The following is a 19794-nucleotide window of genomic DNA, read 5'->3' as shown; positions in this document are numbered from 1 at the left end:
CGTGGGGGACCCGGGGCCCGAGGCCGACCCGAGCTACGCCGAGCTGCTGGACGACCGGCTCCGTCAGGCGGCGGAGCAGCGGGCGTCGCTGCTGTCGGCGATCGAGCAGATGCGGGTGGCCCGCAGCCTGACGTCGGCCGACGACGAGCACGACCCGGAGGGCTCCACCGTCTCGCTGGACCAGGCCCGCGACAGCGCCCTGCTGGTCCGGACGGAGCAGACGCTGGCCGAGCTCGTCGCGGCCCGCGACCGGCTGGCCGCGGGCCGCTTCGGGGTGTGCGAGCGCTGCGGCCGTCCGATCCCCGAGGCCCGGCTCCGGGCCCGGCCCGAGGCCCGGCTCTGCGTCGCCTGCGCCGGGCTCAGACCGCCTTCTCCAGGTCGGCGACCTGGTCCTCGGTGAGCGGGAGGGAGAGCGTCGCCATGTTCTCCTCCAGGTGGGCCAACGAGCTGGTGCCCGGGATGAGCAGGATGCTCGGGCTGTGGTGCAGCAGCCAGGAGAGCCCGACCTGCGCCTCGGTGGCGCCGAGCTCGTCGGCCAGCGCGACGACGGCGGCGTTCTCGGTGACCTTCGGCATGCCCGGGAAGGCCGAGCCCAGCGGGAAGAACGGCACGAAGGCGATGCCCTCGGCCTCGCAGCGCTGGAGCACCGGCTCGTGCGTGCGGTCCAGCAGGCTGTAGGCGTTCTGGACGCAGACGACGCCCGCCAGCCGGATCGCCGTGTCGAGCTGGTCGAGGTCCACGTTGGAGACCCCGATGCCGGCGATGAGGCCCTCGTCGCGCAGGGCGACCATCTCGGCCAGCTGGTCCTCGAACGGCGGTGGGGTGTACCCGCGGATCGGGTCCATCACCCGCAGGTTCACGGCGGCCAGCTGCTCGACGCCCAGCGTGCGCAGGTTGTCCTCGACGCCGGCACGGAGCTCGGCCGGCTGCTGGGCGGGGGGCCAGCCGCCCTTGGCGTCGCGGACCGCGCCGACCTTCGAGACCAGGGCCAGGCCCTCCGGGTAGGGGTGCAGGGCCTCGCGGATCAGCTCGTTGGCCACGTCGGGCCCGTAGTACTGCGCGGTGTCGATGTGGTCGACGCCGAGCTCGACGGCGCGGCGCAGCACCGCCAGCGCCTCGTCGCGGTCGCGGGGCGGACCCATCACGCCGGGGCCGGGGAGCTGCATCGCCCCGAAGCCCAGCCGGTGCACCGCGTGGGGGCCCAGGGCGACGGTCGCGTCGGAGAAGGTCGTGTCGGTCATGCGCCGAACCTAGCGCCCGGCCCCAGCGCCGCCGCTAGCGTGGGCCCGTGGCGACCGACGAGGACCTCCGACGCGTGGCGCTGGCCCTGCCCGGGACGACCGAGGGCACCTGGTACGGGACCCCCGGCTACCGCGTGGCCGGGAAGGGGTTCCTGCGCCTGCGGACGGAGGACGGCAGCGGCCTGCTCGTGCTGCCGGTGCCGGACGTCGGCGAGAAGGAGGCCCTGCTCAGCGCGCGACCGGCGGTGTTCAGCACGCTGCCCCACTACGGCGGGCACGCCGTCGTCCTGCTCCAGCTGGCGGCGGTCGACGCGGAGGAGCTCGCGGAGCTGGTCACCGACGCCTGGCGGCTCAAGGCACCGGCCCGGCTGCGTCGCCAGCTGGACGACGGCTGAGCGGCCCGGTCGGGTCCCCGCGCTCCCCGCCCTGGTCAGACCGGAACTGCGCACCGCCGGTGGCCGTCCGCGGGGCGGGGTAGTCTGCTCCTGCTCCTCGGGGGAGGGGCAGTCGATCGGGGGATCACATGAACAGAGCTGTTGCCCGTCGTCGGACGGCACTCGTGCTGCTCGGCAGTGCTGCACTGGGCCTGGCCGGTCTCACCGTCGCACCGGTGCAGGCCGCGGACGACGCCAAGATCTACGTGGTGCAGGGCCTGCCGGGCCGCACCGTCGACGTGGCCGTCGACGGCAAGACGGTCGCCGAGGACGTCAAGACCGCTGCCGTGACCAAGGGCTTCCCCGTCGAGGCGGGCTCGCGCAAGGTGACCTTCAGCGACGACGGCAACGTGCTGCTGGAGCGCATGTTCAAGGTCACCGCCGGCTCCAGTTGGGACGTCGTGGTGCACCTGCCCGCCGACGCCGGCCAGGACGCGGACCCGGCCGTCACCGTCTTCCGGAACGACCTCTCCGACGTCCCGCGCGGCAAGGCGTCCCTGACGGTCGCGCACACCGCCCGGGTCGGCGAGGCCGACGTCCGGGTCGACGACAAGGTGCTGTTCGCCAACATCGAGAATGGTGAGTCCCTCAACCTCGTCGTCCCCGTCGCCACCTACGAGGTGGCCATCGTGCCGGCCGGCAAGTCCTCCCCGGTGGTGCTCGGCCCCGTGGACCTCACCGTGCAGGGCGGCGCGCTGAACCGCGTCTACGCGATCGGCGACCCGTCGAAGAAGACGATGAACGTCGCCGTGCACGTCATCGAGACCGGCACCAGCGGCTCGGAGCAGCCCAGCCGGGTCGACACGGGGACGGGCGGGCAGGCTGAGCGGCTGCAACGCTCCGAGACCGCGCTCTGGTCCTGACCCGGAGCGCGCGGGCCGCAGCGGTCCCGGTCCTGCTGGGACTGCTGCTCCCGCTCGTCCTCGTCGGCTGCGCCCGACCGGCCGCCCCCGCGGCCGCGGCCGGCGGCGGAGCCGCGCCCGCGGCGACCGCACCCGCGACGGCTGAACCCGTCCCCTCGGCGCGCGTCGGCGAGCCCGCCCCCAGCAGCCGCGTGCGGTTCGTGCCCACCTCGGTGCAGCTGCCGGGTGGGGCCGCGGCCGCCGTGGAGCCGGCCTCCACCGTCGACGGCCAGCTGGTCGTCCCCGAGGAGGTCCGGCACGTCGGCTGGTGGGACGGCAGCGCCTGGGCCGGCGACCCGTTCGGGGCCACGGTGATCGCCGGGCACGTCGACTCCAAGACCGAGGGGCTCGGGTTCTTCGCCCGGCTGCTGCGCGTGGACCGCGGGGAGACCGTGACGCTGCGCGGCGGCGACCACCGGCAGACGTACCGGATCGTCTCGGTGCGCACCGTGACCAAGCAGGCGCTGGCCACGACGAGCGCGGCCTTCGCCCAGGACGGCGACCACCGGCTGGTGCTGATCACCTGCGCCGGGAACTACCGGCCCGAGCGCGGCGGGTACGACAGCAACCTTGTGGTGACCGCAGAACCCGTCGGGCTCGCCCGCTGACGCGGACGAGCCCGAGAGGTGGTGCTGCGGGGGAGCGAGCGGTCAGCTCGCCGTGCCGGCCCCGGCCGCGCTGCCGGAACGACGGCGGCGGCGCCGACGGCGGGGGGCGTCACCCGAGCCGCTCTCGGCGGGACCGCTCTCGTCGGTGGGCTGGTGGACGACCGGCTCGCTGATCGGGGTGGGCGACGCGGCGGTGGCGTCACCGTCGGTCGCACCGTGGCGGGTGCGACGACGCTCGCGCGGGGCACTCTTCCGCTGGGTGCGGCGCTCCTCCCACGACGGGCCGGCGACGTGCTCCTCGGCCTTCGGCTCGACGATCCGGCCCTTCGCGGCCGGGTCGATGCCCAGGTCGTGGAAGAGGTGCTCCGAGGTCGAGTAGGTCTCCTGCGGCTCCTCGAACGGCAGGCCCAGGGTGTTGTTGATGACCTTCCAGCGCGTCCGGTCGGCCCAGTCGACGAAGGTGATCGCGATGCCCGAGGCGCCGGCCCGGCCGGTGCGGCCGATCCGGTGCACGTACGTCTTGTCGTCGTCGGGGCACTCGTAGTTGATCACGTGGGTGACGTCGGTGACGTCGATCCCGCGCGCCGCCACGTCGGTGGCCACGAGGACGTCGGACTCGCCGCCGCGGAAGCGCTTGAGCGCCTTCTCCCGGAGCACCTGCGAGAGGTCGCCGTGGATCGAGGTGGCGTTGAAGCCGCGCTCCGCGAGGTCGTCCGACACCCGCTGCGCCGAGCGCTTGGTGCGGCAGAAGATCATCACCCGGTTGCGGTTCTCCGCCTGCAGGATGCGGGCGACGACCTCGGGCTTGTCGAGGTCGTGCGCCTGGTAGACGAACTGCGCCGTCGCCGGGACCGTGGTCGAGTCCTCGGCGGACTCGGCGCGGATGTTCACCGGGTGCCGCAGGTGGCGGCGGGCCAGGGTGACGATCGCCGCCGGCATGGTGGCCGAGAACAGCATCGTCTGCCGGAGCTCGGGGGTCTTGGCGAGGATCCGCTCGACGTCGGGCAGGAAGCCCAGGTCCAGCATCTCGTCGGCCTCGTCCAGGACGAGGACCTTGATGTGGCTGAGGTCCAGCGCACGCCGGTCGGCGAGGTCGAGCAGCCGGCCGGGGGTGCCGACGACGACCTCGACGCCCGCGGTGAGCGCGTCGAGCTGCGGCTCGTAGCCCATCCCGCCGTACAGCGTGACGACGCGCGCCTTGCGCTGGGTGGCGGCCACCGCCAGGTCCTTGCTGACCTGGCTGGCGAGCTCGCGGGTGGGGGTGACGACGAGGGCCTGCGGGGCGCCCGGCTTGGCCTGGGCCTCGAAGTCGCGGTCCTCGCGGACGACGACCCGCTGCAGCAGCGGGATGCCGAACGCCAGCGTCTTGCCGGTGCCGGTGCGCGCCTGGCCGATCATGTCGGTGCCGGTCAGCGCGATCGGGATGGCCATCGCCTGGATCGGGAACGGGTGGCTGATGCCGACCGCGTCGAGCGCGTCGGCGATCGGGTCGACCACCCCGAGGTCGCGGAAGGTCTGGGGGAGCGGGGTGGGGAGCTCCTCGGCGGCCACGGGGGCCTCCGTCGCGGAGCTGTCGTCGTCGGGCAGGAGGGGAGCGGTGGACGCCGTCGTGGGCGTCTCGGTGCTGTCGCTGGTCAGGATGGTCGCCTTCGATGAGCAATGCTGGGGATGACCCGGTGAGCTCGTCCCGGCGAGGAGCGGGTTCCGCGTCGCGCGACCCGACCCGTCAGGGTCGCTGCGCGCTGGTGCGGCGCTCTCCGCCGAGGCCTCTCGCACCGCTTCGGAGCAGCGCGTCGAGGAGCACGGACGACTAACCAGGGACGCATCACCTGATGCGTGCACGGCCATCGTAGACCCGCGGGGCCCCCGGACCGAATGACCGGCGCGCGCCGACGCGCCGACGTGCCCGCTGGCTAGGCTGCCGACGTGGACGAGCAGACGACGCCGGAGCCGGCGGTGACCGGGCCGGACGCGGCCTACAGGGAGGGCGCGCTGGACCTGCTGGGGCTGCTGGCCTACGGCGCGCTGACGGCGTTCGACCGCCTGGCGGAGGACGCCCGGATGGCGCCGGGGCTGGCCGACAAGGTGCAGCTGGCCACGATGGCGGGGCGCCAGGTGGACCACTTCGGGCGGATCCGCGACCGGCTGGCGGAGTCCGGCGTCGACGTGATGGCGGCCATGCAGCCCTTCCACGAGCCGTTCAACGGCTACCACGAGCACACCCGGCCCAAGGACTGGCTCGAGGGACTGGTCAAGGCCTACGTGGGCGACGGGATCGCGGTGGACTTCTACCGCGAGGTCGCCGCCTTCGTCGACGCCGACACCCGCGCTCTCGTGCACGAGGTGCTGGCCGACGGCGGGCACGGCGACTTCGTGGTCGGCCGGGTCCGCGGCGCGATCGAGGACGACCCCAAGGTGGGCGGCCGGCTGGCGCTGTGGGGGCGGCGGCTGGTCGGCGAGGCCCTCAGCCAGGCCCAGCGCGTCGCCGCCGACCGCGACGCCCTGACCAGCCTGCTGACCGGGACCGTCGACCGGCCCGGCCTGGACCTGGCGGCCGTCAGCCGGATGTTCTCCCGGCTCATCGAGAACCACACCCGGCGGATGGCCACGCTGGGCCTGCAGTCCTGAGCGACCCGCCCCAGCGGCCCGAGCTTGCTCACCGCGCCCTGAGCCCCTCACCGCGGCCCGAGCCCGTCGGAGGCCCTCCGACAGGCTCAGGGCGCGGCTGGGGTCCGGGTCAGAGGGTGCCGAACCCCACCTTGCGGGCGTGCTCCTCGCCGAGGTCGACGTAGGCGATCTTCGACGAGGGGATGAGCACCCGACGGCCGCGCTCGTCGGCGAGCGTGAAGACGCCCTGGTTCTCGACGGCCTCGCTGAAGGCGCGCTCGACGTCGACGGCCGTCTCGGTGGTCTCCACCACGACCTCACGGTTGACGTGCTGGATACCGACCTTGATCTCCACAGATCCTCCTGGTTGTCCTGCTGCCTCCTCGTCCCGGACGTGCCCGGGGCGTGCGGGGTCAGCGCGTGCGCCTCCACCGTGCCACACCGCACCGCGGCACCCGCGCCGTGTTCGCCGACAGCGTGGCCGGGCGGCGCCGACCGGTGCGGACCCGTCAGGCCAGCGTCGTCAGCTCGTCCTCGGTGGCGGGACGCAGGACCAGCCGCGTCCAGGCGCCGACGTAGACCCGGTCGTCGGGCTTCAGCTCCTGCCGGGTGCCCACGGGCACCGGGGCCTGCGGCAGCGCGCCGCTCGCCGGGCCGACGAAGGTGCCGTTGGCCGAGTCGAGGTCCTCGACCCACCAGCGGCTGCCGTCGGTGGTGAGCTGGCACTGCCGACGGCTCACGCCGGAGTCGGTGCCGCAGTCGACGTCGGGGTGGATGTTGCGGCTCTGGGAGACCCGTCCGACGAGCAGCGAGCGGCCCCGCAGCGGGCGCACGACCGGCAGGCCGGCCGAGGGCAGCGGGTCGGGGCTCTCCTGCTCCTGGTACCAGGACGGGTCCACCCAGATCTCCACCACCCAGGCGAACGCCGAGCCGCCGCCCGCGGTGTCGGGCAGGTGGGCCGGCGCCGCGGTGGGAGCGGCGTCCGCCGCCTCGGGTGCGGCCGGGGCCTCCGGCGCGGGCGGGCCGTCGGGCGGGGTGAGCGGGCGCGGCATGCTGCCGGTGGTGAAGTCGTAGCCGCAGGCCTCGCAGAACAGCGCGTCCTCGGGGTTCGGGGCGCTGCAGTTCGGGCAGGACTGGGCGGCGCCCGGCGCCGAGCTGGAGACCGGCACCCGGGAGCCGGTCGGGACGTCGCGGACCGAGGCCGGCCCGCTGCCCGCGGGCGCCGCGTCGGCCGTCACCGGCAGGCCGCAGACGTCGCAGTAGTCCTGCGCGACGGTCTGGTGCCCGGCCGGGCAGACGGCGGTCATCCCTGCGCCCGCACGCGGGTGGTCTTGGTGGAGGCGGTGTCGAGCGCCATCTCGTCCGCCCTGTCCACGGCGCGCCGCAGCCGGACGGTCCCGGTGTCGGGGTCGTCGATGTCGACGACCTTGCGGAGCTTGCTGGTGGCCTCCGCGTTGCCCGTCGCGGCCGCCAGCTGGACGGCCCGGCCGAGCTTCGTCGTCGCCGTCTCCGTGTCCCCGGCCGCCTTGGCGGCCAGCCCCTCCTGGATCGCGTCGGCCAGCTCGGTCTGCCCGGTGTAGTGGGCGACCTCGGGGTTGATCCGGGTGGTGAGGCTGTCGTCGTCGGACCAGCGGGCCTTGACCAGGCCCTGGGCGACGACCTGCTCGCCCACCACCAGCTGGACCCGCGAGGCCAGCTGCTCCTGGCCGATCGCCTTCGCGGCCAGCCGCACGCTCACGTGGTAGTCGCGGGACTCGTCGCCCCAGGAGCCGGTGGGGAAGGCGGAGGTCAGGGCGTTGACGGGCGTCCGCCGCGACGACAGGTCCTCCACCGTCGGCGCGACCTGCCGCACGAACATCACCTCCGCGCCCTGCGGCGCCCACACCCGCAGCTGCGCCTCCGCGACGCCGCGGGCCATCGAGCGCTGCATCAGCTCGGCGAACACCTGCTGCATCTGGCCGGCGTCGGGGATGATGTCGACCGTGCCCAGCAGGGCCTGCGCGATCCGCCGCACCTCGGCCACCTGCCAGTCGACGCCGACGCCGCGGCAGTCGCACTGGAACCGGCCGGCGACCCCCGCGATCGCGGTGCTCAGCTGCTCGGGCGTCTCGTTGTGGTTCTCGCCGTCGGTGAGCAGGATGGCGTGCCGCTGCGCGAGGGCCGGCACGGAGTCGAAGAGCCGGCCGGCCAGCGTCAGCCAGGTGCCCATCGCGGTCCCGCCGTCCGCGCGGAACTGGGCGATGGCCTGGTGGGCGGCGTGCCGGGCGGCGCTGTCCATCCGGACCAGGCCGGCGCCGCTGCGCACGGGCGGGAAGGCGAGGTAGGCCTGGTGGCTGCCGGCGACCACCGCGAACCAGGTGCCGTCGATGATCTGGTCGACGGCCGCCGCGGCGGCGATCTTGGCCGCCTCCAGCTTGGTGCGGCCCATCGACCCGGAGGTGTCGACGATGATGATCTCGCCCGCGTCGCCGCCGCCCGTCTGGCCCGCGGCCCCGGCGCCCGAGCAGGTCAGCGTGACGATCGCGTTGACGTCGGTGCCGCCGTCGGGCAGGAACTCGTTCTGGTAGACGCTGGCGCTGAACTCGGCCATCGGGTGAGGTCCTCCTCGGCTGGGTCCCGGACCTCGGTCCGGCTCGTGGCCTCAGTATGCCGGTCGAGGTGCCCGCCGGAGCCGGTGCGGGACGCCGCGGCCGGCGCGCGTCGGGCCTACGATCGCGGCCATGAGCTACGCCAGCAACCGCGAGCTGCGTCCGGGCCGGATCCGCTTCGCCGGCATCAGCCCCCGCGCCTACGAGCACCCGGCCGACCGCGGCGCCCTGGTGGCGCTGCGGGCCGTCCCCGGTTTCGACGCGGTCCTGAAGGCGGTGCTCGGCGCGGTCGGCGAGCGCAGCGAGCGGCTGCTCCACCTGGCCACCGCCGTCCGCGTCTCGGCGCGGCAGTACCCCGAGCTGCACGTCATGGTCGCCGAGTGCGCGACCGCCCTCGACCTGCCCCGGGTGCCCGAGCTCTACGTCACCCAGGACCCGCACCCGGACGCCATGACCCTCGGCACCGACCGGCCGATCATCGTGACCACCACCGGCATGCTCCAGCTGCTCGACTCCGACGGCATGCGCTTCGTCATCGGTCACGAGGTGGGCCACGTGCTGTCGGGCCACGGGCTGTACCGGATGGTGCTGACCCAGCTGGTGGCCATCTCGGCCAACGTGCAGTGGCTGCCGCTGGGTGCGTGGGGGCTGCGGGCCATCGTGCTGGCCCTGCACGAGTGGTACCGGAAGGCCGAGCTGTCGGCCGACCGGGCCGGCCTGCTCTGCACGCAGGACCCGGCCGCGGCCCTCAAGGTGCACGCCGCGCTGGCCGGGGCCCTGGACCCCGACGACATGGACGTCGCCGGCTTCCTCGACCAGGCCCGGGAGTACCAGTCCAGCGGCGACGTCCGGGACTCGGTGCTCAAGCTGCTGCAGATCTCCGGCCAGTCGCACCCGATGGCCGCGCTCCGCGCCGCCGAGCTGCAGCAGTGGGCCGCGGGCGGGGAGTACCGCGCCATCCTGGGCGGGGACTACCTGCGCCGCGAGGACGACGCGAGCGCGCCGATCAGCGACGACGTCCGGGCCGCCGCCGCGTCCTACCAGAAGACCTTCGCCAGCTCGTCCGACCCCCTGGTCAGCCTGGTCGGCAAGCTGGGCGCCGCCGTCGGCACGGTGGGGGGCTTCGCGGCCACCCGGGTGCGCGACTGGTGGCAGACCCAGGGCCGCCCGCCCGGCACCCCCTGAGCGGCGGCGCGCACGTCCGGTCCCGCGCCCTGAGCCCGTCGAGGGGCCTTCGACAGGCTCAGGCCGCGGGGGGTGGGCTCGGGCCGCGGGGGGTGGGCTCAGGCCGCGGGTGGGCTCAGGCGTGCCGGGCGAGGGCGACGCTGATGTTGTCCCGACCGCCCTGGGCGTTGGCCCAGTCGACCAGGGCCGCGGCCAGCGGGAGGGGGTCGGGACCGGTGGTGGCCTGCGTCGCCGCGACCAGGGCCTGCAGCTCGCCCGCGTCGGAGCAGTAGTTCCACAGGCCGTCGGAGCAGACCATCAGCCAGCCCGGCGCCTGCAGGGTGAGGGAGCCGGTGCGGGGCACGACGTCGGTGCTGTCGCGGCCCAGCCACTTCGTGATCGCGTGCGCCTGCGGGCCGTTCTCGGCCTCGACCCGGTCGACCCCCATCTCGATCCGCACCTGCGCCATGGAGTCGTCGACGCTGAGCTGCAGCGGGTCGCCGGCGCCGGCGTCGGGCAGCCAGTAGACCCGGCTGTCGCCGACGGTGCCGAAGACCACGAGCTCGCCCTCGAGCACCGCGGCGGCGAAGGTGCAGGAGGCGGCGTTGTCGCTGTCCGCGGCGGTGTTGGCGATCACGGCCTCGTTGGCCTGGGCCGAGGCGACGCCGAACGACTGCGCCAGCGCCGCGGCCCGGCTGGCGGTGACGCCGAGGCCGGTGGCCCGCGCCGCGACCAGCACGTCCCGGGCGCTCCGGGCTCCGGCGAGGGCGGCGACGTCGGAGTCGGTGGAGGTCGAGACGCCGTCGCAGACGACGAGCACGGCGCGGGAGCCGGGCTCGGGGTCGGCGGCGACGGCGGTCGCGTCCTCGTTGCGGTGGTGGCGGACGCCGCGGTCGCAGACGGCGGCGACCCAGGCGGCGGGCTGCTCGACGTAGTGGTCGCGGGGGCTGCGGGCCAGGGTGCCGCAGGTGGTGCAGTAGCCGTCCTCGCCGACGACACCCCCGCAGCTGGTGCAGGGCGGTGCGGCGGCGGGCTCCGGGGTGGCTGTGACGGCCGTCGCCCCCACCGGCCGGCTGAGCTCGACGGGGCTCTCGGCGCCGGTCTCGACCACGGTCACCGCCTCGGTGGTGGGGCTGAGCGGGGCGCCGCAGGCCTCGCAGAAGCGCTCGGCGTCGGTGACCTCCGCTCCGCAGGAGGGGCAGGTCAGACGGGCGGCAGCCGGTGCCGGGGGAGAGGTCTCGGTCATCGCAGGGTCCACCTTCGCACCTCGTTGGCCTGGTCCACCAGCGACCACCGGCGCTGCTCGTCGTCCTCGGTCGCCGCCCACCGCCGGTAGGCCGCCTCGAGGCCGTCCCGCAGCTCCTCCGACCGGGCGGCGTGGGCACCGATCCGGACGTCGTCGCGCGGCCCGCCCTGGTCCACCAGCGTCAGGGCCCGGGACAGGATCTGCACGCTCAGCTGCGCCTCCTCCTGGGGGTCCAGCCGCACCCCGCCGAGGCTGGCCATCGCCTGGCCCAGCGCGGGCAGGCCCTCGCCGTCCTCGGCCAGGTAGGACGCGCGCAGCCGGCGGGCGTCGGTGAAGCCGCGGCTGGTGGAGGGCACCAGGTCCAGCGCCTGCACGGCGGCGGTGACGTCGCCGCGGCCGCGCCGGATCCGGGCCAGCCCGAAGGCGGCGGGCGCGACGTAGTTGGCGTCGGTGCCGGCGCAGGTGCGGTACAGGCTCTCCGCGACCACCGACTCCCCGCCCCGCTCGCAGGCGACGGCCAGCGCCAGCTTGGGCGCCAGCTCGCCCGGCACCTGGCCGTAGACGGCGTTGAAGGCCGCCTGCGCGGCGGGGAAGTCCTCGCGCTGCAGGGCGGACAGCCCGCTCAGCCAGACGGCCCGCCACTCCCACGGGTCGTCGGCCAGCATGGCCTCGACGCAGCGCTCCACCTCCTGCGGTCGGCGGAGCTGCAGGGCCGCGCGGCCGCGCGCGAGCCAGATCTCGGGCGAGTCCTGCGGGGCGCTGGCGAGCAGCTGCAGCCGCTCGGCCGGGTCCTCGACGGCGGCATCGGCCAGCCGGCCGTACTGGGAGTCGCTCGTGTCGACCCGCAGCGCCGGCAGGGTGTCCCAGGCCAGCGTCGAGCCGAGCACGGCCGGCGCCTCGAACAGCACCGAGGCCGCCGAGGTCAGCGCCGTGCCCGGGGTCTGCTGGGCCACGACTTCGCGCAGCACGCCGAGCAGCTGGACGCGCAGCTCGTCGACGGAGGCGAAGCGGTCGGCCGGGTCGGGGGCGCAGGCCTTGGCGACCAGCCGGTAGAGCGAGTCGTGCTCGACGAAGAGGGGGGTCTCCTCGACCGGCGGCAGGCTGGCGACGTAGCGGGTCTGGTAGCCGCGGAACTCCGTCATCAGCACGACGAGGGTGCGGCCGATCGTGTAGATGTCGGAGGCGACGCTGGTGCCGAGCCGGGCCACCTCCGGGGCCTGGTAGCCGACGGTGCCGTAGATGGCGGAGTCGTCGTCGTCGAGCCGGCGGACGCCGCCGAGGTCGATGAGCTTGACCGCGTCGCCGACCTGGATGAGGTTGTCCGGCTTGAAGTCGCAGTAGACCAGGCCCAGCTCGTGCAGGTAGCTGAAGGCCGGCAGCACCTCGAGGATGTAGGCCAGCGCCTGGTCGACGGGCAGCGGGTCGAAGCTCCCGCCGTTCGCGCGCATCCGGGCCTTGAGGATCTGCTTGAGGGAGACCCCGCCGACGTACTCCATGACGATGTAGCCGGCGCCGTCGTGGGTGACGAAGTTGTAGATCTCGACGATCAGCGGGTGCTCGACCTGGGCCAGGAACTGCTGCTCCACGATCGCCACCGCCAGCGCGTCGGCGTCGCCGGTGTTCAGCAGGCCCTTGAGCACCACCCAGCGGTTGGAGACGTTGCGGTCGCGGGCCAGGTAGATCCAGCCGAGCCCGCCGTGCGCCAGGCAGCCGGCCACCTCGTACTGGCCGGCGACGACGTCCCCGGGGCCCAGCTTCGGCGTGAACGAGTAGGCGCTGCCGCAGCGCGGGCAGAAGCCTTCCGGGCGGCCGGGCCGGCCGTCGCGGGTCCGTCCGACGGCGTTGCCGCAGACCGAGCAGCTCCGCTTGTCCTCGGGGACGACCGGGTCCGTCATCACCGCCGCCGAGGCGTCGACGACGGGGGCCGGCGGGACGCGGGTCAGCCCGGCGCCGAGCCGCGCCGCCCGCATCCGCGTCGAGCTGGACCGCACCCGGGAAGTGACCGTCGAGCCCGCGGAGGCGGCGCGGCGGGAGCCGAGCGCGGTGGAGTCGAGGCGGCTCGAGCCCCGGGTCCGGGTCGACGCTGCGCCGGCCGGTCCCGTGGCGCCGCCGTCGTCCAGCGGGTGGCCTGCGCCGGCGGCGGCGGCGGTGCCGTCGGCCGTCGCCGGCCGCGGGCCGGGGCCGGCCGCCGAGGCGACCCCCGCCGGGGCCGGGGAGCCGCAGACGTCGCAGTAGCCGTCGACGTAGGACCCGGTGCAGCCCGGCTGGGTGCACCGGCCCGGCGCCAGGCCGACGGCGACCGGAGCGGCCCCGGTCGGCGCGGGGGCGGTGGTCGCAGGTGCGGGCGCCGCGGGGGCGGTGGGCGCCGCAGGGGAGCCGCAGACGTCGCAGTAGCCGTCGGCGTAGCTGCCGGTGCAGCCGGGCTGGGTGCAGGCGGTCACGGGTGCCGCTCCTCGGGTCGCGGGGTCCGGTCCAGGGTGGCGGTGCGGGGCCGCGGCGGGGCCGTCGCCGCACCCAGGTAGCTGAGGTAGAGGGCCACCAGCTGCTGCGCGATGCCCATCGGGCAGGGCCGCCGCTCCAGCGTCTCGGCGGCCAGCGCGTGACCGCGGCGGAGGTCGGGCTGCTCGGCGACGCCGAGGGCGGTGGCCTTGGCCCGCAGGGCGTCCAGCCGCGCGACCAGCTCCTCGTGGTCGCGCAGCGCCTGCCCGTAGGCGCCCTGGACCACCGACATCGCCCGGGAGACCTGCTCCAGCCGGTCGAGGTAGGCGTCCAGCGCGGCGGGGGTGTTGGGGACGGGCCCGAGGACGGAGACGTCGGGCACGGCGTACCGGGGGGCGGGGTCGACGGTGGCGACGCACTGCTGCACCAGCTGGGCCAGGGCGGCCTCCCGGGCCTCCAGCTCGGTGCGCAGCCCGCGGGCGCGCTCCAGCCGCGAGGCCGCCTCCCGGCGTCGGGCCGCGCCGACGATGAGGTCGCGCTCGGCGGTGGACGCCTCGATCTCCAGCGGGCCCAGCAGGCCGTCGACGTCGCCGCCGCGGCCGGCCTTGTCGCGCACGTCGGCCAGCCGGCGGGCCAGCCGGGCCGCGGTCGCCGCCCCCTCCTGCTGGTGCCGGCCGGCCGGCTCGGTGCCCACCTGCTCCCGGATCCGCTCCAGCTGCGCCCGCAGCGCGCGCAGCCGGGCCGTCACCTCGGCGGCGGACAGGTCCAGGCCCAGCCGGACCCGCAGCGAGGCCACCAGGGCGTCGGACAGCCGGCACGCCTCGGGCAGCGAGACGGCCAGCCCGGCGGCGGTCTCGAGGAGGCCGCTCGGGGTGCCGGGGGCGGTCACCCGGGTGTCCAGCCGCCCCCAGACCAAGGTGGACAGCCGTTCCCGCTCCACCGCGCCCACCCGGCCACCGGCCCAGGTCGCGGTCAGCAGCGCGGCGCGGTCGGCGACGGCCTTCCACAGCGCCAGGGAGAGCAGCAGGTCGGGGGTGGCCCCCGAGCCCTGCGGGGAGGCCAGCGCGGCCTTGTCGAGGGCGTCCAGCTCGGTCCGCCGGGCCGCGGACCAGCGCTCCAGGGCGGGCAGGTAGCGGGCGGCCTCCTCGACCGTCAGCGGGACGCCGAGCCGGCCCGGCGCCACGGGGGCGACGGTGACCGCGTCGGTGCCCGGCCCACCGGTCGGGGCGGCGGCCGGCAGGCTCACCGCTCCCGCCCGTACACGGCCTTCGGCGGTGCCGGGGCGGGGCCGAGCGGTTCGGCCAGCCAGCGGTCGTAGATGGCCTTCCACTCCCCGTTGCCGCGCATCTGCGCGAGCCGGGCGTTGACGAACCGGACGAGGTCGACGTCGTCGGCGTTCATGCCCAGCCCGTAGGGCTCGGCCGTGGCCGCCTTCTGCGCGGGCACGACGGCGTACGGGTCCTGGGCGGCCAGGCCGGCCAGCACGGTGTCGTCCCCGGTGATCGCGTCGACCTCGCCCTGCTGGAACAGCACCAGGCAGCCGGTGTGGGAGTCCGACTCCACCGCCACCGCCTCGGGGGCCTTGGCGCGCAGGGTGGTCAGGCTGGAGGTGCCGCGCGGGGCGCAGACCTTCGTGCCGGCCAGCTGGGCCAGGGAGGTGGCCTTGGAGCCACGGCGGACGAGGACCTTCTGGCCCGAGCGGTAGTACTCGGTGGAGAAGGCGATCTGCGTCCAGCGGTCGCAGGTGATGGTCATGTTGCGCGCGACCAGGTCGACGGCGCCGCTCTCCAGCAGCGGGATCCGGTCGGCGGCGGTGATCACCCGCAGCTGGTAGCGGTCCTCGTCGCCGAAGATCGCCTTGGCCACGGCCTTGACCAGGTCGATGTCGAACCCCTCGACGCGCCCGTTGAGCGGGTTCCGCGACCCCAGCAGGTACGTGTCGGCCGAGACGCCGGCGACCAGCCGTCCGCGCTCGCGGATCCTGGCCATCGTCGAGCCGGCGGGCAGGTCGTCCGGGCCGGGCAGCGGCCCGTCCGGGGCGTAGGACTGCAGCGCGTCGTCGCAGGCGGCGGACGCAGGCCCGGGAGCCGTGGACGGGGCCGCGGGGGCCGTCGGGGCCGGCGGCAGGGGCGTCGGGGTGTCGGACAGCACGCCGCAGGCCGGGAGCAGGGCGAGCAGGACCCCGCCGGCCAGCAGCGCCCGCACCCGGGCCCGCGGCCCCCCGCCCGGGCGCGTCACCGGTACTCCCGCAGCCGGGTGGCGATCCCGCGCCGGCCCAGCAGGGCGACGGCGACGCCGGCCAGCAGGCTCAGCACGGCCGCGGTGACCAGACCGGGGAGCCGGCCCGCGAGGGCGTTGCCGGTGGCGGCGCCGGAGCTGGCGAGCTCCTCGGCCAGGCCGGCGTCGACGACGGCGAAGCGGCCGTTGGCCTGCTCCTCACCCGTGCCGGTGGCCAGGGCCACCGCCTGGTCCCAGCGGCCTCCGTCGTCCAGCGCGCGGATCTGCTGGTGGGTCTCGGTGCACCGGCGCCAGCCGGTCTGCAGGGGACCGCTGCCCAGCACGGCGAGCTGCTCGTCGACCCGGCCGGCCGAGGCCGTCCACGCCTTCTCGAAGGCACCGCCGGAGCCGCGGGCGACCAGCGTCAGGCTCTCGTTGGCCTTGGCGTCGTTGGCGCCGATCCGGGCGCCCGCGGCGGCGTTGACGTCGGCGAACGAGCCGGCCCGGATGCTGCGGACGCCGTCGGCGAGCCGGACCAGCCCGACCACGGAGACCAGCAGCGCGACGAGGAGCACCGCGCTGGCGGCCAGCACACCGGGGTTGATGCGGCGGTGGAAGCGGCGGGCCAGCCACACCTGGGCGAGGACCAGGCCGACCAGCGCGAGCCCGACGACGACGGGGAAGACGGCCCCGCCGCCGACCCGCATCCGGCTGCCGGCCCGCTCCGCGTTGGCCGCGACGAGCTCGTCGAGCACCGGCAGCGCCGCGCTGCGGAGCTGGGCGCTGGCCCCGCGGAGGTACTGCGCGCCGACCGGGAAGCCCTGCCGGTTGTTGGCGCGGGCCCGCTCGATGGCGGCGTCGTAGTCGAGGACCTGGCGGTTGAGGACGGCCAGCGCGGCCGCGTCGGCGGGCTGGGCCTGCGCGGCCTCGGCGATCAGCCCGCTCGTGGTGCTCATCGCCTCGTCGTAGGTGGCGCGCTGCGCCGCCGGCTCCAGGCCGCCGACCAGGAACGCGTTGGTGGCCGTCGCGTCGGCGCTCAGCAGGCTCGTCTGGATGGACTGCACCCGCACCAGCTGCTCGGTGTCGGCGTCGGCGCGGTCGAGCACGACGACCAGCAGGCCGAAGGTGAGCACCCCGGCGAGGGCGACCAGCACGCCCAGGGCGACCAGCCCGCCGCTCAGCAGCTGCAGCCGCCGCGGGGTGCTCAGGGGAGCGCCGCGGCGGGGTGCGACCGGGACGGCCGCCGGAGCGGACGGCGCGGCGGTGGCCGGGGGCGCCGTCGACGGCGCGGCCGCCGGGGCCAGCGCCGTGGCGACCCCGGTGCCCGGGGCGGACTGGCTCACGGCGTCTCCTCCTGCTCGGGTCCGATGACGACGTCCACGGGGTGCTCCAGCGGGGGCACGCCGTCCGCCGTCGTCGCCTCGAAGTCCTCGGCGGTCAGCGTGCGGAGCTGCTCCAGCGTCGGCGCGCCGACCTCGCGGAGCCGCCAGGCGTGCCGGCCGACGGCGGCCTCGAGCAGGTTGCGGGCGAAGCGGCCGTTGCCGAAGGACGGTCCGCGGGGGGTGGCGGCCAGCCGGGCGGCGAAGCGGTCGAGGCAGCCCTCGCCGAGGTCGTAGTCCGCGGCCGCGGCCATGCCCTGCAGGATCGCGGTCAGCTCGTCGTCGCGGTAGTCGGCGAACTCGATCGTGGTGCGGAAGCGGCTGGCCAGGCCGGGGTTCTGGGCGATGAAGGCGACCATCGGGTCGGGGTAGCCGGCGACGATGAGCACCAGGTCGTCGCGCCGGTCCTCCATCTCCTTGACCAGGGTGTCGACGGCCTCCCGGCCGTACTGGTCGCCGGCCAGGCTGTAGGCCTCGTCGATGAACAGCACGCCGCCGGCGGCCGAGGCGACGACGTCGGCGGTCTTGGTCGCCGTCTGGCCCAGGTAGCCCGCGACCAGCTCGGAGCGGTCGACCTCGACCAGCGTCCCGGTGGAGAGCAGCCCCAGGGCGCGGTAGATGCCGCCCACCAGCCGGGCGACGGTCGTCTTGCCGGTGCCGGGGTTGCCGACGAAGACCAGGTGCCGGGTGATCGTCGGGGACTTCAGCCCCGCCTCGGCGCGCAGCTTCTCGACCCGCAGCACCGCGACCTGGCGGTGGATCTCGGCCTTGACCTCGGCGAGCCCGGTCAGCGCGTCGAGCTCGGCCAGCAGCTCCTCGAGCGGCCGGGCGGGCGGCTGCTCGGCACCACCGCCCCGCGAGCCCGTCGAGGGGCCCTCGACAGGCTCAGGCACGGTGGCACCGCCGCGCTCGGGCGACGGGGGCCGCGCTCCGCGCTCGGGCGACGAGGGCCGCGCTCCGCGCTCGGGCGCCGGCGAGCCGCCGATCCCCGGGAACGCCCCGGGCAGCAGGGGAGCCAGGGGGTCGAGGTCGAGGCTGCTGCCGCGCGGGTCCGCGGTGGTGATGCCGTCCTGCTGGGCGCGGAGCGCGGCGATCCGGTCGAGCGCCTCGGCGAGCACGGCCCGCAGGCCCGCGGGGTCGGGACGTCCCTCGCCACTCACGGCAGGTCCAGGCTGCTGCGCGGGGTGGCCGCGGGCGGTGGGTCCAGCGGGGCGGGTGCGCCGAGCCGGCCGAACTTCTCCTGCAGGAAGCGCCCGTGCGCGACCAGCGCGTCGGCGTCCACCCGGACCACGGCGTCGAGGACCTGGTCCATCGTGGCCGCGAGCAGGTCGAGCTGGTCGACCAGCAGCATCAGCGACGTCTTGCCGCCCTCGACCGGCCGGGAGTCGGCCCAGGACCGCGGCAGCCGGGTGTAGTTGCTCAACGCCTGCGGGAGGTAGTCGGTGGCCGTGGCGACGACGGTGTAGGCCTGGGCGCTGCCCGGGCCGAGGTTGGCCAGCCGGGGGACGGTGTCGCGCACCGTGCCGACCACCCGCCGCACCCGGGACTGCACCAGGGCGGGCACGGCCCCGCCGGCGACCAGGTGCTCGACCGCGTCGAGGGCCGCACCGATGTCCTCCGCGGTCGGGGTCCGTGGGCGCGGCGCCGGCTCGGCGACCGGCTCGGGCCGGCCGCCCAACCGTGCGAACCACGCCCTCAGGCCCATGACGGCCGCCCCCTGGTCAACGACCGGCACCGGGGTCCGTGTCGAGGTCGAGGGCGCCGGAGGCCAGCTGGGCGTCCTGCCGCGAGACCCGGTCGAGGTACTCGCGCGACTTCACGACCTCCGACTCGAGCGTCCCGATGGTCGTCGCCATGGTGTCCAGCGCCTGCCTCTTGAAGGTGTCGATCGAGTCCATGGTCGCGTAGATGTTGGCGAACGCGGCCTTCAGCTGGGGCAGCCCGAGGGTCGCGGAGGCGGCCTGCTGCTGGATCTGCGCCGAGTTGTCGCGCATCATCTCCGAGGTCCGCTGGATGAGGTCCGACGTCGTGGAGTTCAGCGCACCGATCTGGTCGAGCACCAGCTTCTGGCTGCTCAGCGCCTGCGCCACGATGACGGCGGTGCGCAGGGCCGAGACCGTCGTGGTCGAGGCCCGGTCGACCCCCTTGATCAGCTCGAGGTTGTTCTTGATCACGACGTCCATGGCCAGGTAGCTCTGGATCGCCACGGCCAGCTGAGTCAGCAGGTCCTGGTGCTTCTGCCGGACGTAGAACAGCACGTCCTGGCTGAGGGCCTTGGCGCGCTCCGGGTCGCTGAGCTCCAGGGCCGCGATCTGCTCGACGAGCCGGGCGTCGAGCCGCTCCGCCACGTAGATGTAGGAGTTCAACCGACCCATGGCGGCCCACAGGTTCTGCTTCTCCATGTTCAGGGCGACGTTGTCCCGGGTCAGCTCGTCCTGGCCGTTGCGGAGGCTGTGCAGGATGCCGTCGAGGTGGCTCTGGGCCGCCTGGTACTTGCGGAAGTAGTCGACGACCTTGTCGCCGAAGGGCAGGAAGCCGAGCAGCTTGCGGGTCCCGGTCGCCTGGCTGGGGTCGAGCTCCTCGACGGTGCGGCGCAGGTCCAGCAAGGTCTGCCCGACGGTGGAGCCCTCGGCCAGCCCGCCCTCCTGCAGCGCGCGGACGGGGGCCTGCAGCAGCCGGTTCGAGGTCTCGGCGGCCCGCCGGATGTCGGCGTCGCCCATCGCGCGGACGTTCTCGGCCTGGGCGGTGAACTGCGGCGACCGGGTCTGTGCGGCGGCCAGGGCGTCGAGGAAGCCGTCGACCTTCTGGTCCAGCGCGGGCACCGTGGCCGGGTCCACCTGCGGGGCCATCGCCGGCGCGGCGGTGGCGGCGACGGGACGCGGCGGAGCGGCCGCGGTCAGCGTCAGCGGGCTCGGGTCGGGCGGAGCCAGCGGCGAGGGCGCAGCGGACGTGGGCTCGGTCATCGAGGT

At 75.4% G+C, this 19794-nt stretch carries 19 protein-coding genes; 6 read left to right on the top strand and 13 right to left on the bottom strand.

The window, feature by feature from the left end:
• Position 1: 1 nt before the first annotated feature.
• Positions 2-400, top strand: a complete 399-nt coding sequence (locus tag BLT72_RS12750) for a TraR/DksA family transcriptional regulator (protein ID WP_197677016.1) — start codon at positions 2-4, stop codon at positions 398-400.
• On the opposite strand, the gene BLT72_RS12745 is transcribed toward BLT72_RS12750, so the two are convergent.
• A complete protein-coding gene (locus BLT72_RS12745) occupies positions 360-1241 on the bottom strand; it encodes an oxidoreductase (RefSeq protein ID WP_091413244.1) in 882 nt (293 codons plus the stop codon). The two genes, BLT72_RS12750 and BLT72_RS12745, sit on opposite strands and share 41 nt — an antisense overlap.
• A 47-nt stretch (positions 1242-1288) precedes the next feature.
• On the opposite strand from BLT72_RS12745, the gene BLT72_RS12740 reads away from it, so the two are divergent.
• The 3 genes from BLT72_RS12740 to BLT72_RS12730 all read left to right on the top strand — a co-directional run bounded on the left by BLT72_RS12740 (position 1289) and on the right by BLT72_RS12730 (position 3185).
• A complete protein-coding gene (locus BLT72_RS12740) occupies positions 1289-1636 on the top strand; it encodes an MmcQ/YjbR family DNA-binding protein (RefSeq protein WP_091413242.1) in 348 nt (115 codons plus the stop codon).
• A 128-nt stretch (positions 1637-1764) separates the two neighbouring features.
• On the top strand, positions 1765-2538 hold the full coding sequence (locus BLT72_RS12735; protein WP_091413240.1) for a DUF4397 domain-containing protein: 774 nt from the start codon (positions 1765-1767) through the stop codon (positions 2536-2538).
• Between the two features lie 191 nt (positions 2539-2729).
• Positions 2730-3185: a class F sortase gene (locus BLT72_RS12730; RefSeq protein WP_231930031.1), complete on the top strand. Its 456-nt coding sequence runs from the start codon at positions 2730-2732 to the stop codon at positions 3183-3185.
• A 42-nt stretch (positions 3186-3227) separates the two neighbouring features.
• Here BLT72_RS12730 and BLT72_RS12725 read toward each other — a convergent pair whose 3' ends face one another.
• Positions 3228-4616: a DEAD/DEAH box helicase gene (locus tag BLT72_RS12725; RefSeq protein ID WP_342587402.1), complete on the bottom strand. Its 1389-nt coding sequence runs from the start codon at positions 4614-4616 to the stop codon at positions 3228-3230.
• Positions 4617-5111: 495 nt separating this feature from the next.
• Between BLT72_RS12725 and BLT72_RS12720 the strand changes: the two genes are divergently transcribed.
• Positions 5112-5813: a ferritin-like fold-containing protein gene (locus tag BLT72_RS12720; protein ID WP_231930029.1), complete on the top strand. Its 702-nt coding sequence runs from the start codon at positions 5112-5114 to the stop codon at positions 5811-5813.
• Positions 5814-5922: 109 nt separating this feature from the next.
• Here the strand turns inward: BLT72_RS12720 and BLT72_RS12715 are convergent, their stop codons facing one another.
• The 3 genes from BLT72_RS12715 to BLT72_RS12705 form a co-directional block, all read right to left on the bottom strand.
• Positions 5923-6147, bottom strand: a complete 225-nt coding sequence (locus BLT72_RS12715; RefSeq protein ID WP_091413236.1) for a DUF3107 domain-containing protein — start codon at positions 6145-6147, stop codon at positions 5923-5925.
• Positions 6148-6301: 154 nt separating this feature from the next.
• Entirely contained in the window at positions 6302-7099 is a 798-nt protein-coding gene (locus BLT72_RS12710; protein ID WP_091413234.1) for an FHA domain-containing protein, read from the bottom strand.
• Positions 7096-8382: a vWA domain-containing protein gene (locus BLT72_RS12705; protein WP_091413233.1), complete on the bottom strand. Its 1287-nt coding sequence runs from the start codon at positions 8380-8382 to the stop codon at positions 7096-7098. Before BLT72_RS12705 ends, BLT72_RS12710 begins: the two co-directional genes overlap by 4 nt.
• Before the next feature lie 130 nt (positions 8383-8512).
• Here BLT72_RS12705 and BLT72_RS12700 point away from each other — a divergent pair, with 130 nt between their 5' ends.
• On the top strand, positions 8513-9565 hold the full coding sequence (locus tag BLT72_RS12700; protein WP_091413231.1) for a M48 family metallopeptidase: 1053 nt from the start codon (positions 8513-8515) through the stop codon (positions 9563-9565).
• Between the two features lie 115 nt (positions 9566-9680).
• Here BLT72_RS12700 and BLT72_RS12695 read toward each other — a convergent pair whose 3' ends face one another.
• From BLT72_RS12695 to BLT72_RS12660, 8 genes are read right to left on the bottom strand one after another with little or no spacing between them, the layout of a single operon-like run.
• A complete protein-coding gene (locus BLT72_RS12695) occupies positions 9681-10790 on the bottom strand; it encodes a PP2C family protein-serine/threonine phosphatase (protein WP_091413230.1) in 1110 nt (369 codons plus the stop codon).
• Entirely contained in the window at positions 10787-13231 is a 2445-nt protein-coding gene (locus BLT72_RS12690) for a serine/threonine-protein kinase (RefSeq protein WP_091413229.1), read from the bottom strand. Before BLT72_RS12690 ends, BLT72_RS12695 begins: the two co-directional genes overlap by 4 nt.
• Positions 13228-14475: a hypothetical protein gene (locus BLT72_RS12685; protein ID WP_197677015.1), complete on the bottom strand. Its 1248-nt coding sequence runs from the start codon at positions 14473-14475 to the stop codon at positions 13228-13230. The genes BLT72_RS12690 and BLT72_RS12685 overlap by 4 nt, the downstream gene beginning before the upstream one ends.
• A complete protein-coding gene (locus BLT72_RS12680) occupies positions 14472-15467 on the bottom strand; it encodes a glutamate ABC transporter substrate-binding protein (protein ID WP_231930028.1) in 996 nt (331 codons plus the stop codon). Before BLT72_RS12680 ends, BLT72_RS12685 begins: the two co-directional genes overlap by 4 nt.
• Complete coding sequence (locus tag BLT72_RS12675) at positions 15464-16789, bottom strand: hypothetical protein (protein ID WP_091413222.1); 1326 nt, start codon at positions 16787-16789, stop codon at positions 15464-15466. The genes BLT72_RS12680 and BLT72_RS12675 overlap by 4 nt, the downstream gene beginning before the upstream one ends.
• Positions 16786-17985 carry an AAA family ATPase gene (locus BLT72_RS12670; RefSeq protein WP_231930027.1) on the bottom strand — a complete coding sequence of 400 codons (1200 nt, stop codon included), beginning with the start codon at positions 17983-17985 and terminating at the stop codon, positions 16786-16788. The genes BLT72_RS12675 and BLT72_RS12670 overlap by 4 nt, the downstream gene beginning before the upstream one ends.
• On the bottom strand, positions 17982-18560 hold the full coding sequence (locus BLT72_RS12665; RefSeq protein WP_231930026.1) for a hypothetical protein: 579 nt from the start codon (positions 18558-18560) through the stop codon (positions 17982-17984). The genes BLT72_RS12670 and BLT72_RS12665 overlap by 4 nt, the downstream gene beginning before the upstream one ends.
• Positions 18547-19788, bottom strand: a complete 1242-nt coding sequence (locus tag BLT72_RS12660) for a toxic anion resistance protein (protein ID WP_091413218.1) — start codon at positions 19786-19788, stop codon at positions 18547-18549. The genes BLT72_RS12665 and BLT72_RS12660 overlap by 14 nt, the downstream gene beginning before the upstream one ends.
• Between the last annotated feature and the right edge of the window lie 6 nt (positions 19789-19794).

The sequence above is a fragment of the Friedmanniella luteola genome, assembly GCF_900105065.1.
In the GTDB taxonomy this organism is placed as follows: domain Bacteria; phylum Actinomycetota; class Actinomycetes; order Propionibacteriales; family Propionibacteriaceae; genus Microlunatus; species Microlunatus luteolus.
The sequence above is the reverse complement of the archived record's forward strand: the minus strand, read 5'-3'. Positions and strand labels throughout refer to the sequence as shown.

What these genes read in the sequence shown, in the direction of transcription:
- BLT72_RS12660 (WP_091413218.1), bottom strand. Translation starts at nt 19,788, where the DNA reads ATGACCGAGCCCACGTCCGCTGCGCCCTCGCCGCTGGCTCCGCCCGAC.
- BLT72_RS12695 (WP_091413230.1), bottom strand. Translation starts at nt 10,790, where the DNA reads ATGACCGAGACCTCTCCCCCGGCACCGGCTGCCGCCCGTCTGACCTGC.
- BLT72_RS12725 (WP_342587402.1), bottom strand. Translation starts at nt 4,616, where the DNA reads ATGGCCATCCCGATCGCGCTGACCGGCACCGACATGATCGGCCAGGCG.
- BLT72_RS12745 (WP_091413244.1), bottom strand. Translation starts at nt 1,241, where the DNA reads ATGACCGACACGACCTTCTCCGACGCGACCGTCGCCCTGGGCCCCCAC.
- BLT72_RS12710 (WP_091413234.1), bottom strand. Translation starts at nt 7,099, where the DNA reads ATGACCGCCGTCTGCCCGGCCGGGCACCAGACCGTCGCGCAGGACTAC.
- BLT72_RS12735 (WP_091413240.1), top strand. Translation starts at nt 1,765, where the DNA reads ATGAACAGAGCTGTTGCCCGTCGTCGGACGGCACTCGTGCTGCTCGGC.
- BLT72_RS12705 (WP_091413233.1), bottom strand. Translation starts at nt 8,382, where the DNA reads ATGGCCGAGTTCAGCGCCAGCGTCTACCAGAACGAGTTCCTGCCCGAC.
- BLT72_RS12700 (WP_091413231.1), top strand. Translation starts at nt 8,513, where the DNA reads ATGAGCTACGCCAGCAACCGCGAGCTGCGTCCGGGCCGGATCCGCTTC.